General features: G+C 56.1%; 12 protein-coding genes. 9 read left to right on the forward strand and 3 right to left on the reverse strand.

Annotation, left to right across the window (positions count from 1 at the left end; genetic code table 11):
* The 4 genes from ACWKWM_RS23135 to ACWKWM_RS23150 form a co-directional block, all read left to right on the forward strand.
* Positions 1-101, forward strand: a 101-nt coding sequence (locus tag ACWKWM_RS23135) for a hypothetical protein (RefSeq protein ID WP_483848495.1), incomplete at its 5' end; no start/stop codon positions are given.
* Positions 102-218: 117 nt separating this feature from the next.
* On the forward strand, positions 219-956 hold the full coding sequence (gene galB / locus ACWKWM_RS23140) for a 4-oxalmesaconate hydratase (protein WP_483848371.1): 738 nt from the start codon (positions 219-221) through the stop codon (positions 954-956).
* Positions 953-1,669, forward strand: coding sequence for a 4-carboxy-4-hydroxy-2-oxoadipate aldolase/oxaloacetate decarboxylase (locus tag ACWKWM_RS23145; RefSeq protein WP_483848372.1), 717 nt, complete (start codon positions 953-955; stop codon positions 1,667-1,669). The genes galB and ACWKWM_RS23145 overlap by 4 nt, the downstream gene beginning before the upstream one ends.
* Before the next feature lie 166 nt (positions 1,670-1,835).
* Positions 1,836-2,918 carry a 4-oxalomesaconate tautomerase gene (locus ACWKWM_RS23150; RefSeq protein WP_483848373.1) on the forward strand — a complete coding sequence of 361 codons (1,083 nt, stop codon included), beginning with the start codon at positions 1,836-1,838 and terminating at the stop codon, positions 2,916-2,918.
* A gap of 310 nt (positions 2,919-3,228) precedes the next feature.
* On the opposite strand, the gene ACWKWM_RS23155 is transcribed toward ACWKWM_RS23150, so the two are convergent.
* Positions 3,229-3,834, reverse strand: a complete 606-nt coding sequence (locus tag ACWKWM_RS23155) for a TetR/AcrR family transcriptional regulator (protein ID WP_483848374.1) — start codon at positions 3,832-3,834, stop codon at positions 3,229-3,231.
* Between the two features lie 325 nt (positions 3,835-4,159).
* On the opposite strand from ACWKWM_RS23155, the gene ACWKWM_RS23160 reads away from it, so the two are divergent.
* The 3 genes from ACWKWM_RS23160 to ACWKWM_RS23170 are packed head-to-tail and all read left to right on the forward strand — an operon-like array spanning position 4,160 to position 9,909.
* Positions 4,160-5,305, forward strand: coding sequence for an efflux RND transporter periplasmic adaptor subunit (locus ACWKWM_RS23160; protein WP_483848375.1), 1,146 nt, complete (start codon positions 4,160-4,162; stop codon positions 5,303-5,305).
* Positions 5,306-5,308: 3 nt separating this feature from the next.
* Complete coding sequence (locus ACWKWM_RS23165) at positions 5,309-8,458, forward strand: efflux RND transporter permease subunit (RefSeq protein ID WP_483848376.1); 3,150 nt, start codon at positions 5,309-5,311, stop codon at positions 8,456-8,458.
* On the forward strand, positions 8,458-9,909 hold the full coding sequence (locus ACWKWM_RS23170; RefSeq protein WP_483848377.1) for an efflux transporter outer membrane subunit: 1,452 nt from the start codon (positions 8,458-8,460) through the stop codon (positions 9,907-9,909). Before ACWKWM_RS23165 ends, ACWKWM_RS23170 begins: the two co-directional genes overlap by 1 nt.
* 273 nt (positions 9,910-10,182) lie before the next feature.
* Here the strand turns inward: ACWKWM_RS23170 and ACWKWM_RS23175 are convergent, their stop codons facing one another.
* On the reverse strand, positions 10,183-10,941 hold the full coding sequence (locus tag ACWKWM_RS23175) for a helix-turn-helix transcriptional regulator (RefSeq protein WP_483848378.1): 759 nt from the start codon (positions 10,939-10,941) through the stop codon (positions 10,183-10,185).
* 111 nt (positions 10,942-11,052) lie between these two features.
* Here ACWKWM_RS23175 and ACWKWM_RS23180 point away from each other — a divergent pair, with 111 nt between their 5' ends.
* A complete protein-coding gene (locus ACWKWM_RS23180; RefSeq protein WP_483848379.1) occupies positions 11,053-11,871 on the forward strand; it encodes a carbon-nitrogen hydrolase family protein in 819 nt (272 codons plus the stop codon).
* 167 nt (positions 11,872-12,038) lie between these two features.
* The gene (locus ACWKWM_RS23185; protein ID WP_483848380.1) at positions 12,039-13,364 is read left to right on the forward strand and encodes an APC family permease; all 1,326 of its coding nucleotides are present in this window, start codon (positions 12,039-12,041) and stop codon (positions 13,362-13,364) included.
* 80 nt (positions 13,365-13,444) lie between these two features.
* Here the strand turns inward: ACWKWM_RS23185 and ACWKWM_RS23190 are convergent, their stop codons facing one another.
* Positions 13,445-14,692 (reverse strand): aspartate aminotransferase family protein, encoded by a 1,248-nt coding sequence (locus tag ACWKWM_RS23190; RefSeq protein WP_483848381.1) that lies wholly within the window; start codon positions 14,690-14,692, stop codon positions 13,445-13,447.
* Between the last annotated feature and the right edge of the window lie 30 nt (positions 14,693-14,722).

Genomic DNA, 14,722 nt, shown 5'->3' on the forward strand with positions numbered 1-14,722 from the left:
CGGATCTGGCGCGCTGGCTGATGGAGCAGGGCATTGAGAGCGTTTCCCTGAACCCTGACTCGGTACTGGAAACCTGGCTTTATTTGGGCGAAACGCAGTGAGCTGCGGCCACGGATTATCTTCAAATCTCTCCTGAGGCCGCTTGGCAGTTAGATCGTGAAAAGGTCTAAGTTCCAAACAGCGGCGTTTTGAACAATGGAAACAAAAAGGGTTACTTCATGAATAACGCATTTAAGACCGCTTTAGTAGTCAGCGCACACAGTGCCGATTTCGTCTGGCGCGCTGGCGGCTCGATCGCCCTGCATGCCGCCCAGGGCTACAAGGTGCATATCGTCTGCCTGTCGTTTGGCGAGCGTGGCGAGTCGGCCAAGCTCTGGCGCAAGGGCGCCGAGATGACCGAAGACAAGGTCAAGGCCGCGCGCCGTGAAGAGGCCCAGGCCGCCGCCGACATCCTTGGCGCCACGGTGGAATTCTTCGACATCGGCGACTACCCGATGCGCGCTGATAAGGAAACCCTGTTCCGCCTCGCAGATGTGTTCCGGCGCGTGCAGCCCGAATTCGTGCTCAGCCATTCGCTCAAAGACCCGTACAACTACGACCACCCGCTGGCCATGCACCTTACCCAAGAGGCGCGCATCATCGCCCAGGCCGAAGGCTACAGGCCGGGCGAGCAGATCGTCGGCGCGCCGCCGGTATATAGCTTTGAGCCGCACCAGCCCGAGCAGTGCGACTGGAAGCCCGACGTGCTGCTGGACATCACTGAGGTGTGGGACAAGAAGTATGCCGCCATTCAGTGCATGGCCGGCCAGGAGCACTTGTGGGAGTACTACACCCGCGTGGCCCTCCAGCGTGGCGTACAGGCCAAGCGCAATATCGGCATTACCGCGAAGAAAAACATCATTTACGGTGAAGGCTACCAGAGCATTTTCCCGCGCGTAACGGAGAGTTTGGGATGAGCATTGTTGGCAAAACCGGTGTAGTGGTGCGCAATATCCCGCGCGCCGACCAAGCGTTGATCGCCGAGCTCACCCAGTATGGAGTAGCCACGGTGCACGAAGCTCAAGGGCGCAAGGGTTTGCTGGCGCCACACATCCGGCCGATTCAACAGGATTTCGCCCTCAGCGGTTCGGCAGTGACGGTGCTGGTGGCTCCCGGGGATAACTGGATGTTCCATGTCGCGGTGGAGCAGTGTCAGCCTGGGGACATTCTCGTGGTGGCGCCGAGTTCGCCGTGCTCCGACGGGTTTTTCGGCGACCTGCTGGCGACTTCGCTCAAGGCTCGGGGCGTGACCGGCCTGGTGCTGGATGCCGGGGTGCGTGATACCCGCACCCTGCGCGAGATGGGCTTTGCGGTTTGGTCGCGGGCAGTGCATGCACAAGGCACGATCAAGGAGACGCTTGGCTCGGTGAATATCCCCATCGTCTGCGCCGGACAGCTCGTGAACCCAGGTGACGTGGTGCTGGCGGACGACGACGGCGTGGTCATTGTATCCCGTGCCGAATTGCCGGCCGTGCTTGTGGCCAGCCGCAAACGGGCCGATCTTGAGGAGCAAAAACGCCTGCGTTTGGCGGCCGGGGAACTGGGGCTGGACATCTATGACATGCGTGGCCGCTTGGCGGAGAAGGGCTTGAAGTACTTCGACAGCCTGGAAGAGCTGCGGGGCTCATAGCCCGAACAAATGCTCTTGTCATGAGCAGTCGAATTAGAAGCTGACTTACCTGCAGGTTTTTAAAAGCGGTATGGCCACGAGAAAGCTCGCAGGCTCCCGTTCTTTAGGGCGCGCTCGTTTGCTGACTGCCCGAATAACAAACTGAAAAGATGGGGGCCTGAGAGCCATGCAACAAACCCGAATCCCCTGCCTCATGATGCGCGGGGGCACCTCTAAAGGCGCTTATTTTCTGGCCGACGATTTGCCCGCTAATCCGGCAGCCCGGGACCGCGTGCTACTGGCCGCCATGGGTTCGCCGGATCTGCGGCAGATCGATGGTATCGGTGGCGCAGACTCGTTGACCAGCAAGGTAGCGATTATCCGTCGTTCATCTCGTGCTGATGCGGACGTCGATTATCTGTTTGCGCAGGTTGTGGTCGATAAGGCTCAGGTCGACTACGGCCAGAACTGTGGAAACATCCTCGCCGGTGTTGGCCCGTTCGCGATCGAGCGCAATCTAGTCCCGGCCAAGGACCAAATCACCCAAGTGAGGATATTCATGGAGAACACCGGCCAAGTGGCGGTGGCTAATGTTCTCACTCCAGGTGCAGAGGTCTGCTATTCCGGGGATGCGCGTATTGATGGTGTTCCCGGAACTGCCGCGCCGTTGATCGTCGAGTTTGAGGATATTGCGGGGTCCAGTTGCGGTTCGCTGCTACCGACTGGAAATGCAGTGGATTATTTCGACGAGGTTCCTGTGACCTGTATCGACAACGGGATGCCAGTGGTCATTATTCAGGCGGCTGAACTTGGTCTGACCGGATACGAGACGCCCGAGGAATTAGAGGCTGACTTAAACTTAAAGAACACGCTGGAGTCGATTCGCTTACAGGCGGGGGCTGCGATGAATCTTGGGGAGGTGAGTGAGAGAACCGTGCCTAAATTGTCGTTGGTTGCTGCGCCGCTAAGTGGAGGGGCAATCTGCACGCGTACTTTTATTCCGCATCGTTGCCACACTTCCATTGGCGTATTTGGTGCTGTAAGCGTGGCGTCAGCTTGTCTGATCCCTGGCTCGGTCGCCAGCGAGATAGCGCAGATCAATCCTGGAGACGAAGTTTCGGTGTCTGTCGAGCATCCCACGGGTGAGTTTACGGTTACCCTCTGCCTGCGAGATGGACAATTCGTGCGTTGTGGTTTAGTTCGAACTGCGCGTCTGTTATTCGATGGTGTCGTACTGATCCCTAGAGAAGTGTGGTCGAATCAGTGCTAGACGAGTGACTGATTCGTCGTTACTGATCTCACCTAAAGCTGGCTATTAGTGCTTTAGGTTACGCTGGGTATTGGTATAAGCCGCCCATGGGGCGGTGCGAGAGGGCGTGTCGGCATAACTCAAGTCGCGGGCCGGGCGTGTCACATCCATCTCTAATAGAACAAGAAGGTCGGCAGTCGAGATCAAAGCAGGAGGCAGCATAACGGAGGGCGTAAAGGTCCCGTTATGCTGTCTCTCCTAGAGTCTTGTGGTGCCGGACTAAGGCATGTGTACAAGTTTACTGTGCAGTTAGTCTCAGAGCACACCACACTTATTTCGAAAACCCATACGCATTTTGAATCATCGCAGCTGCATCTGAAGACACTTGATCCAAAATCACTTCCTCGATTTCCAAGACTACCCCACGCAACCGACGCTCAATCAGATCGCTCATCAGCAGCGCTCGATACTGCAAGGCCACTGTCCAGATACCAGATTTGGGGATGCGCTCCGGATCGAGGCGCGGCTCAAGAAAGCTCACGACCTGTTTCCAGCCATCGAGCACGCCTTCTTTGTAAAGGAGCGCGCCCAACCTGCCATCTTTACCTTCAGAAATGGCCAGCCGCGTGATCTCGAGCATTTCAGGTGCAAGGTAAAAGCGCAAATAGGCCTTGCCGAACCGTTCCAAGACGGTGGTGAGGGATTTCTTTCCCGGGTTGTCGAGCTGCGCAAATGCCTGTGCGGCATTTGGACGCACAGCCAAGGTCATTACCTCGGCGAATAGCTCCTCCTTCGAAGAAAAGTAGTTGTACAAGGTCCCCTTTGAGCCGCCGATCTTAGCCGCTACTCGGTTCATAGACGCCGCCTGGTAACCCATTTCCTGGAAAACTGAGGTGGCCGCCTGGACGATGGCCAAGCGTTGCGCTTCGGTTTTCACTCTCAAAATAAATCCCTCTTAATCGTACAGCATGGTGCATTTAAGGCTTGACGCCGCTACCTGCTCTCAATAATCTACCGTACTGTACGGTTATGACTTCAAAAACACAATCATAACCCTCCTTTTGCTCGTCCCGTAAGGGGCAGCCCGACAGCTTTCCTCTGAGCAAATCTTCCGTCGCTGCGGTTTTTTCGGCTCATAGATTCGCTGGTATGTGAGCGGGTAGAGATTGGATTGATAGTTAGCTCCCTAATTATAGGGGTCGGGCGAGCGCCTGATTCCGCAATGTTTATTGCGTACACGCGCACTTAAGTCGAGGTTTCACATGCATCTTAAGACAACCATCGCTCCGCTCGTAGCGGCAGTCGCTCTCGCCGTTACGCTTAGCGGGTGCAAAAAAGAAGAAGCTGCTCCGCCGCCCCCGACGCCGCAGGTGGGTGTGGTGACCCTCCATCCTCAAACATTTACCTTGACCGCTGATCTTCCAGGAAGAATCACAGCCTTCCGTGTGGCTGAAGTCCGCCCTCAAGTCGACGGCATCATCCTCAAACGGTTGTTCAAGGAAGGTGCGGACGTCAAAGCCGGTGATCAGTTGTATCAGATTGATCCATCTGTTTATGACGCCACTTTGTCGAGTGCGCAAGCCAGCTTGGCTTCCGCCAAGTCATTGGCAGGACGGTACCAGCAGTTGATCAAAGAGCAGGCGGTAAGTCGGCAGGAGTACGACGATGCCACGTCAACCAAACTTCAAGCTGAAGCAACGCTCAAGAGTGCCCAGATCAATTTACGGTACACCAAAGTTTTGGCATCGATCTCCGGTCGGATAGGTCGTTCTTCGATTACTGAGGGGGCGTTGGTCAGCAATGGTCAGACAACGGCACTGGCGACCATTCAGCAGCTCGATCCCATCTACGTCGACGTCACACAGTCGTCCTCAGAAATACTGAAACTGCGCCGCGACCTCGCTAACGGTCTGTTGCAGAAAACTGGTGAAAACTCCGCCAAGGTGGCGCTGACACTGGAGGACGGAAGTCAATACGGCCAGCCGGGGAAATTGGAGTTCGCGGAAGTGTCGGTGGATCAAGCCACTGGCTCGGTTACGTTACGGGCGATGTTTCCGAACCCAGAACACACTTTGCTGCCGGGAATGTTCGTTCATGCCAAGCTGGATGTTGGCACCCAGGCATCAGCTATCCTCGCGCCCCAGCAAGGCGTGACTCGTGATCTCAAGGGCAGTCCTACTGCCATGGTTGTCAACGCGCAGAACAAGGTTGAGTTGCGACAGCTGAAAACAAGCCGCACTGACGGTAACAAATGGGTCATCGAGGATGGCCTGCACGATGGCGACCAACTGATCACAGAAGGTCTGCAAAATATCAAAGCTGGCGATACGGTCCAGGTTTCCGAAGCAAAGAACGTTAAGCCAGCTACTTCCAATGCTCAGGCTAACGCCTCGGCGAAGGAGGAATAGGTCATGTCTAAATTCTTCATTGATCGACCTATTTTTGCCTGGGTTATCGCCTTGATAATCATGCTGGTTGGTGGATTGTCCATCCTCAACCTGCCGGTCAACCAATACCCCAGCATTGCTCCACCCTCTATCGATATTACGGTGACCTACCCGGGGGCTTCTGCGCAAACTGTGCAGGACACGGTGGTGCAGGTGATCGAGCAACAGCTCAACGGAATAGACAACCTGCGATACATCGCGGCCGACAGTAATTCCGATGGCAGCATGACCATTACGGCAACGTTCAACCAGGGAACAAACCCAGACACGGCTCAGGTCCAGGTGCAGAACAAACTAAACCTGGCAACGCCCTTGCTCCCGCAAGAGGTACAAAGTCAGGGGATCCGAGTGACCAAGGGAGTAAAGAACTTTCTTATGGTGCTTGGTCTCGTATCCGACGATGGCAGCATGACCAAGGACGACTTGGCGAACTACATCGTGTCAAATATGCAGGATTCTATATCCCGGACCTCGGGGGTAGGCGACTATCAGGTCTTCGGTGCGCAGTACGCCATGCGCATCTGGCTAGACCCGGCCAAGCTCGACAAATATCAACTGACACCGGTTGATGTCTCCACTGCTATCACCAACCAGAACGTACAGGTTGCTTCGGGCCAATTGGGTGGTCTCCCAGCCATCAAAGGCCAGCAACTCAACGCCACCATCATTGGCAAGACTCGCCTGCAGACCGCGGAACAGTTCAAGAAGATTCTGCTAAAGGTCAACGCCGATGGCTCTCAGGTCCGTATCGGTGACGTTGCTGATGTGGCACTGGGCGGCGAAAGCTACAGCATCAGTTCTGAGTACAACGGCAAAGCAGCCTCCGGTATGGCCATTAAGCTGGCTACGGGCGCAAACGCTCTCGACACTGCGACAGCGATTCGCAATACCGTCAAACAGCTTGAGCCGTTCTTCCCGCCCGGCGTAAAAGTGGTATATCCATACGACACCACGCCAGTTGTCACCACCTCGATTCATAACGTATTGGAAACACTGGTCGAGGCAATTGTTCTTGTCTTCTTGGTCATGTACCTGTTCCTGCAGAACTTCCGTGCGACCATCATTACCACGATGACCGTTCCGGTGGTGTTGCTCGGAACCTTCGGTATTCTTTCCGCTGCCGGTTTCAGCATCAACACTTTGACCATGTTCGGCATGATCCTGGCTATCGGCTTGCTGGTAGACGACGCGATCGTGGTGGTGGAAAACGTTGAGAGGGTTATGACCGAGGAGGGCTTGTCGCCTAAAGAAGCGACACGCAAATCTATGGGGCAGATACAGGGCGCCTTGGTCGGTATTGCGATGGTGCTGTCGGCGGTGCTTCTGCCTATGGCGTTCTTTGGCGGTTCCACGGGGGTGATCTACAGGCAGTTCTCGATCACTATTGTCTCGGCCATGGCATTGTCGGTGTTGGTGGCCCTGATCTTTACGCCGGCACTCTGCGCAACAATGTTGAAGGCTGTGCCGAAAGGTCAGCCTCATGCTAAGAACCGTGGTTTTTTCGGCTGGTTCAATCGCAAGTTCGACGCCACTGTTCAAGGCTACGAGCGCAGCGTCACGCATATTCTACGACGCAAGGCACCTTATCTGGTGGCTTACCTTCTGATCGTTGTCGGGATGGTTTGGTTGTTCACTCGCATTCCTTCAGCTTTCCTTCCCGAAGAGGACCAAGGCGTGCTTTTTGCTCAAGTGCAAACGCCTCCGGGGTCGACCGCTGAACGCACGCAGAACGTTGTGAACGACATGCGCGACTATTTGCTTAAGGACGAGGCTGGCGCGGTCAGTTCGGTGTTCACCGTGACAGGATTTAACTTTGCCGGTCGTGGCCAAAGCTCTGGCATGGGCTTCATCATGCTGAAGCCGTGGGATGAGCGAGGCTCGAGCGATACGGTGGCGAAAGTTGCGGAGCGCGCTCAACAGCATTTCACCAGCTTGCGTGATGCGTTGGTATTTGCATTCGCGCCGCCAGCGGTGATGGAGTTGGGTAACGCGACGGGCTTTGATATATACCTGCAAGACCAGGCTGGTGGCGGTCACGAGAAGTTAATGGACGCGCGTAATAAGTTTCTGGCGCTCGCGGCACAAAGCAAGATTTTGAGTCAGGTGCGTCCTAATGGCTTGAGTGACGAGCCGCAGTACCAACTGCAGATAAACGATGAGCTTATCGAAGCTCTGGGCGTGACGGTCTCCGACGTTAACAATACGTTGTCCTATGCCCTGGGGGGCAGCTACGTAAACGACTTCATTGATCGTGGACGTGTCAAAAAGGTGTACATCCAGGGGCAGCCAGAGTCTCGAATGAACCCTGAGGACCTCAACAAATGGTATGTACGTAACAGTTCAGGAACCATGGTGCCATTCTCGGCATTCGCCAGCGGTACCTGGACTTATGGGTCGCCAAAACTATCCCGCTATAACGGCGTACCAGCGGTTGAGATCCTCGGCTCCCCGGCACCTGGTTACAGTACGGGTGAAGCCATGGCTGAGGTCGAGCGGATCGCGGCCCAGTTGCCATCGGGTATTGGCTTTTCCTACACCGGTCTTTCTTATGAAGAAAAACTGTCCGGGTCGCAGGCACCCGCCTTGTATGCGCTCTCCATGCTGATGGTGTTCCTCTGTCTGGCGGCGCTGTATGAAAGCTGGTCGATTCCTATCGCCGTCATGCTCGTCGTACCGCTTGGGCTACTTGGTGCGCTACTGGCTACTAGCTTGCGCGGTTTGTCCAACGACGTGTATTTCCAGGTTGGCCTGTTGACCACAATTGGCCTGGCTGCAAAGAACGCGATCCTGATCGTGGAGTTTGCCAAAGAGCTTCATGAAGAGGGCAAGAGCTACATTGAGGCGGCTGTGCAAGCCTGCCGCATGCGGTTACGCCCGATCATAATGACGTCTTTGGCTTTCATCCTCGGGGTTGTTCCTCTTGCCATTTCCACAGGCGCCGGTTCGGGCAGCCAACACGCCATCGGTACCGGCGTAATTGGCGGTATGTTGACTGCTACATCGCTCGCCATCTTTTGGGTACCACTGTTTTACGTGGTTGTATCCACACTGTTCGGCGACAAGCGCAAAAGTGATAAAGCCGAGACTGAACTGACTACCAGCGAGGCTGAGTAATGCATAAGTCCATACTAGCCATCGCTATCACTGCTGTTGCACTGTCGGGGTGTTCGTTGATTCCAGAGTACCGGCAGCCAGCCTCGCCGGTCGCGGCGCTTTACCCGCACGAGCTGTCTGATACTTCAAGTCAGGCGGGCGAATCGGCGGCCGCTGGCGAGCAAGGCTGGCGGAATGTGTTCCGTGATTCAGCATTGCAGCAACTTATCCAGGTTTCGTTGACGAATAATCGGGATCTGCGGGTGGCCGCACTGAACATCGAATCGTACAGAGCGCAGTACCGTATTCAGCGCGCTGACCTGTTCCCTGCAGTAGCAGCTAACGCCAGCGGTACCCGAGAGCGCTTGCCTGCTGATTTGAGCAGTACTGGCAGAGCGGGTATCTCTAGTAGCTATTCAGCTAACCTAGGCATTAGTGCCTACGAGCTGGACTTTTTTGGCCGTGTTCGCAGCTTGAACAAAGAAGCACTAGAGACGTATTTAGCAAGCGAGGAAGCTCGTCGCTCCACGCACATCGCCCTAGTGGCAAGTGTGGCTAATGCCTACTACGCCTGGCAAGCAGACAAGGAGTTGCTCCAGCTGACACAAGATACGCTGGGGGCTTATGAACAGAGCTTGAAGTTGACTGCGCGTAGCACTGAAGTAGGTATAACCTCAGCGTTAGACCTGGCACAGGCCCGCACTTCTGTGGAGTCTGCACGTGTCAGCCTGGCGACTTACCAACGTACTGTCGCGCAGGATAGGGACGCGCTGGTTCTGCTGCTGGGTACTGAGCTACCAGAGGACCTTCCGGCAAGTCTTCCGCTGGACTCAAAACAAATTACAGAAGTGCCGCCTGGGATTACTTCCGATCTACTGCGTCGTCGGCCAGACATCCTTGAGGCGGAGCATACACTTATCGCGTCCAACGCCAACATTGGTGCTGCGCGCGCGGCTTTCTTCCCCAGTATCAGCCTGACTGCTAGCGCCGGTTCCTCCAGTGCTCAGTTAGGCGATCTGTTCAAAGGAGGGCAGGGAAGCTGGTCCTTCGCCCCGAGCCTCAGCTTGCCGATATTTAACGCCGGTAGTCTGAGAGCAAGCCTGGATTACTCGAAAATACAGAAGGACATTAACGTCGCTAACTATGAGAAGGCCATCCAAACCGCTTTTCAGGAAGTCTCCGATGGCCTGGCAGCTCGTAAGACTTATCGCGATCAATTGCAGGCGCAGCAGGATTCCGTCAAAGCCAACCAGAATTACTACCATTTGGCGGAACTGCGTTATCAAGCAGGTACCGACAGCAACTTGACCTTCCTGGATGCTCAGCGCTCGTTGTTTTCATCGCAGCAATCGGTGATCACCGATCGCTTGGCACAGTTAACCAGCGAAGTGAATCTGTTCAAAGCCCTCGGTGGCGGCTGGATAGAAACCTCCGCTGCGCAGCGATCTGCACAGGTCAACAACGAAGGCTGACGTACCTCCCGGGGGCTGCCCAGGCAGGCCCCGTGGAAGCCACGCCGCACATTTGTAATGTCCTCGCATGACTCGTTCTGGAGCATTGTGAATGTGAGCTTTCATCTATTCTAGGCTCGTCCTTGAGGAGCAAAAAACCTTCCTATCGCACGGGCTGGAGAATGCAACGGATCTTTGGCACGGATTGAACATATCAGAGCAATGTGAAATGAGCGCTTCTGGCCGATAACCGCCTTTCAATTGCTAACGCTCGCACAAACGCTAGCCCTACCATCACGGCGACAAAAACGAACAAAACAGCTCTGACTGAGTGTTAATGCCCAGTTTGCTGTAGATGTGCCGACGGTGGGTCTTTACGGTATCGACTGAGATGTCTGACAGGTCCGCGATGCGTTTGCTTGAATGGCCGCTGAGCATCAACTGACAGATGTCGAACTCTCTTGGCGTCAGCATGGCTCGCAAATTCTCAAGACCCTGATGCGACTGCGATCGCAGCGGCTGTGGATCGGGCGGGTTGTGCGCCATGTGTTGGCGGATCAGGGCATCCATCCACCCCTGGAACAGCGTCAAATGTGCGATTTCATCGTTGCTGATGGGCGTACGTGAACCGAACGACAGGCAGACCAGTTGCCGCTCGTCTATGCGGCAGTTGAATTGGATTTCGTCGGCTACCACGTTCAGCTGGAAGTAGCGCTGGTAGTACTCGGTCTGTTCGAAACAGTCGGGCGCGACGTCTCGTAGTTGGAATAACCCACTCTGCGCCTGTTCACAGTTGACCCGGTAAAACGGGTCGACCAGATAAATGCCGTGCAAGTAGTCCTGAAACAGCGTGTCTGGGCCGCCGTCCGCAGCCGGTGATTCATCGAGCAGGCAAGGGCGTCCGTCGAGAAAGAGCAGCGCGACCCAATTATCGAACTGCAGCACGTCTCTGACCCTTCGAACCACCGTCTGCCAGAAATTCGGCTGGCCGATGGCGCCAATCAGGATGCCGAACGTTCGATGCCAGGCGATCTCATGCAATGTCGGTGTCATTGTCACTCCTTGGGATTACCCACGACGTGTGATTCCCCTTCGCCAGCGGGCGTTGATAATACCCTAACGAAATGTAACCGGCGTCGGCCGGCGTTATGCGGAGAACCACACATGAATGTCGAACTTGCTCAAGTCAACGGTCGGGATGGCGATGTCGAGTACAACCTGGGGCGCACCCTTGCCCTGATCGAGGCTTGCGCATCGGACACCGGGCTTTTGGTGTTGCCGGAAACCTACCTGACTGGCTTTCCCACCAAAGCCAATGTCGCGCTGATTGCCGAACCCCTCGACGGGCCTACGCTTGCCCGCGTCCATCAGGCTGCGAAGGCTAGAAATCTCGCGGTCGCGGTGGGTATCGCCGAAGTGCATGACGGGCGGTTCTTTAACACGACGGTGCTCATCACCCCTGAAGAAGGCATCGCGCTCTACTACCGCAAGACTCATCTGTGGTCGGGAGAGCGTGACGTGTTCGAAGCCGGTGACCGGATGTCGACGGTCATGTGGAAGGGGATACGCGTGGGGCTGATGATCTGCTACGACATCGAATTCCCTGAGCCCGCCCGCGCACTCGGTCAAATGGGCGCGCAGTTGCTGATTGTCACTAACGGCAACTTCGATCCCTATGGCCCGACACACCGCACTTGTGTCATGGCTCGGGCACTGGAAAATCAGGCCTTTGCGGTCATGGTCAATCGGGTTGGGAAAGGTGACGACGGTCTGGTGTTCGCCGGAGGCAGCGCTGTTGTCGATCCGTTTGGCGATCTACTGGTGGAGGCCGGCCGTGACGAAGCGACCCTTCGGCTCTCCCTTGATACGAAGCTGCTGGCCAAGGCACGCGAACCCTATGTTTACGACCATCACCAGCGTATGCGACTGAACGGCGAAATCCTCGAAGTCGGGGAGCGCCGCGAACTGATCATCGGCCAATGACCTGACCGCAAAAGCAGACCATTTTTCATTCAATTCTCCGGCCTCAGCAATGGATTGAATGCGCTTACCGCTATCCCCCTAAAAATTAATAGCTGTTGATTTTCTTGCCACTGCCATACATCCGGCTCGCCTTGTGCGGACGACTAAAAATATTATCGGAGACGTTAATGGCTCATTTAAAACGCACTTTATCGCTCGGCACTTTGGTCATTTTCGGGGTAGGGCTGATGACCCCGATCATCGTCCTCGGCACCTTCGGCATTCTCGCTCAATCGAGCGGCGGGCATGTGCCCATGGCGTATCTCGCCGCGCTGGTGGCGATGCTGTTGACCGCGATCAGCTATGCCCATATGGCGAAGGCGTTCCCGGTATCGGGCTCCTCCTATACGTACGTCAGGAAAGCCATCGATGCACGGCTGGGGTTCATGACAGGCTGGGCGATTCTGCTGGATTACCTGTTCCTGCCGATGGCGATCTGGCTGATCGGTACCGCGTATCTCAACTCGGCGTTCCCTGAGATCCCGCAGTTCGTCTGGCTGTTGGCATTCATTGCGCTGACCACCGTGATCAACATCTATGGGCTCAAACTGGCGACTGCCGTGAACATCCTGTTGCTGTTGCTGCAGGTGTTGATTCTGGCGGCGTTTATCGTGCTCTGCGTTCATTACACGCTGGGTGATCCCTCCAAACCGTTGTTTACCCTGGCACCGTTCGCCACGGGCGGGGCGCACTGGTCGATGATCATGAGTGGTGCTGCGATCGCCTGTTATTCCTATCTGGGGTTCGATGCCGTGAGCACCCTGACCGAGGAGACCCACGACCCCGAGCGCAACATGCCGCGGGCGATTCTTTGGGTGACCTTGATCGGCGGCCTTATCTTTGTAGGCACTTCGTATGTGGTGCAACTCGCCCAGCCTTCGTTGCAATTTGCTAACGTTGACTCGGCGGCCTACGAGATTGCCAAGAACATCGGAGGGGACCTTTTCGTGTCGATCTTCCTGATCGGACTGGTGATCGGACAGTTCACCTCGGGCATCGCCGCACAGGCCAGCGGCTCGCGACTGCTCTATGTGTTGGGACGCGATTCGGTGCTGCCCAAAGGCTTTTTCGGCTACCTGTCGCCGCGTTTCGGAACTCCGGTAGGCTGCATCCTGCTCAGCGCTGTGGTGGCATTACTCGCGCTGAAAATGGACGTAACCACCTCGACTTCGTTCATCAACTTCGGCGCGTTTCTGACTTTCATCATGGTCAACCTTTCAGTCATATTCCATTACTGGATCGGGCAAAAACGGCGTGGCTTGAAGGCGATGATTCTCTATGTTCTGTTGCCGCTCGCCGGTATGGCGGCCGATTTGTGGCTGATGTTCAGCCTGGACTCCAATGCCGTCGAATTGGGGTTGTCCTGGCTGGCGATTGGTTTTGTGTACCTGATGTACCTGACAGGAGGGTTGCGTCGGCAACCCCCTGAGCTCACGCTGGAAGATGCGATTTGAATCTGGTTTAAAACGCGGATTACCCCAAAACAAAAAAAACCAGTCGGCGCAACCGACTGGCATTTTTTTGCTTGGGGAAATCAGCCTTTTGCGAACTGCGGTTTTAGTTGTTTAGCCGCTTTGTCAAACGCCACCTTCATTTCCTCGATCACCTCATCGCTGTGCTCGAAAGAAATGTATATGCGTCCATAAGGCGATGGCATCATTAGCACGCCCGCTTCACGCAGGGCCAGATGCAGCGCTTTGGTGAACGCAGGGCTAGCGATCCTGGCGGCTTGCTCATAGGTGACCGGGGCCGTTGCAGCGGGCCAGATGCCGAAGACATTTCCGTAGCCGCTGGTGGCGACGGCGATGCCATGGGATTTGAAGGTTGTCTCTATGGCACCCCGCAGTTCCTCGCCACGCTGGATCAGTTGCTCGTAGTCACACTTATCCAGCAGCGCCAGCGTACTGCTGACCGCCGCGCACGCCAGCGGGTTACCGCTGAATGTGCCGCCGCGCGCCACGCGTCCTTGCTCGAAGCCCGCGAGAATAATGGGTTTGCCCACCACCGCAGACACCGGTACGCCGTTGCCGATCGCCTTGCCGACACAGGCCAGGTCTGGGTCCAGACCCTCACGTAGCCCAGCGAGTCCCGCAAACAGACGGAAACCCATCAGCACTTCATCGCAGATCACCAAAGCGCCGTGCCTGTGGGCGACATCCTGCACGTGCTTTAGGTAGCCGGGCAGCGGCATGATGCAGCCCGCGTTGGCGAGCATGGGTTCGAGAATCACTGCCGCAATGTCAGAGTCCTCAGTGAACAGCCGTTCGACGTCAGCGAAGTCATTGAAACGAATCAGCGTGGTGCGTTCGGTGGACGGACGTGCGCCGTCTTTGAAGCTTGCTTCGTCGGAGGTCACGTTGCCGTAGCTGACGTCATCGAACCAGCCATCGAAACCGGCGGCCATTTTGGCGATTTTTGCGCGACCGGTGTACGCCCGCGCGGCTCGGCAAGCCAGATGTACCGCTTCGCTGCCCGAGTTGGTGAACATGACTTTCGTCAGTTCGCCCGTGTGCGAGGCCAGCGCGGTGGCCGCCTCATGTTCGCGAACATGAGCCCAGGAGGGGGCCGCGCTATCGTCAAGGGCTTGGGTCACGGCAGCATTCACCAAATCGTTTGCATGCCCCAACAACACCGCGCCAAAGCCCAACGCGGTGTCAATGTACGTGCGGCCCTTGTCGTCCCAGAGATGGGCGCCTTTGCCTTTGCGGATGAACAACGTCTCGCCGTTCAGCGGCGGCAGGATGCGCGCGGCGCTGGATACATCGCCCACTAAGTTAGTCATTCTCAACCTCTGAATCTGGACAGGAGTTTG

This window comes from Pseudomonas rosaeacicularis (assembly GCF_057128745.1).

Coding starts and splice junctions, on each gene's coding strand:
- galB (WP_483848371.1), top strand. CDS start 219: ATGAATAACGCATTTAAGACCGCTTTAGTAGTCAGCGCACACAGTGCC.
- ACWKWM_RS23145 (WP_483848372.1), top strand. CDS start 953: ATGAGCATTGTTGGCAAAACCGGTGTAGTGGTGCGCAATATCCCGCGC.
- ACWKWM_RS23150 (WP_483848373.1), top strand. CDS start 1,836: ATGCAACAAACCCGAATCCCCTGCCTCATGATGCGCGGGGGCACCTCT.
- ACWKWM_RS23160 (WP_483848375.1), top strand. CDS start 4,160: ATGCATCTTAAGACAACCATCGCTCCGCTCGTAGCGGCAGTCGCTCTC.
- ACWKWM_RS23165 (WP_483848376.1), top strand. CDS start 5,309: ATGTCTAAATTCTTCATTGATCGACCTATTTTTGCCTGGGTTATCGCC.
- ACWKWM_RS23170 (WP_483848377.1), top strand. CDS start 8,458: ATGCATAAGTCCATACTAGCCATCGCTATCACTGCTGTTGCACTGTCG.
- ACWKWM_RS23175 (WP_483848378.1), bottom strand. CDS start 10,941: ATGACACCGACATTGCATGAGATCGCCTGGCATCGAACGTTCGGCATC.
- ACWKWM_RS23180 (WP_483848379.1), top strand. CDS start 11,053: ATGAATGTCGAACTTGCTCAAGTCAACGGTCGGGATGGCGATGTCGAG.
- ACWKWM_RS23185 (WP_483848380.1), top strand. CDS start 12,039: ATGGCTCATTTAAAACGCACTTTATCGCTCGGCACTTTGGTCATTTTC.
- ACWKWM_RS23190 (WP_483848381.1), bottom strand. CDS start 14,692: ATGACTAACTTAGTGGGCGATGTATCCAGCGCCGCGCGCATCCTGCCG.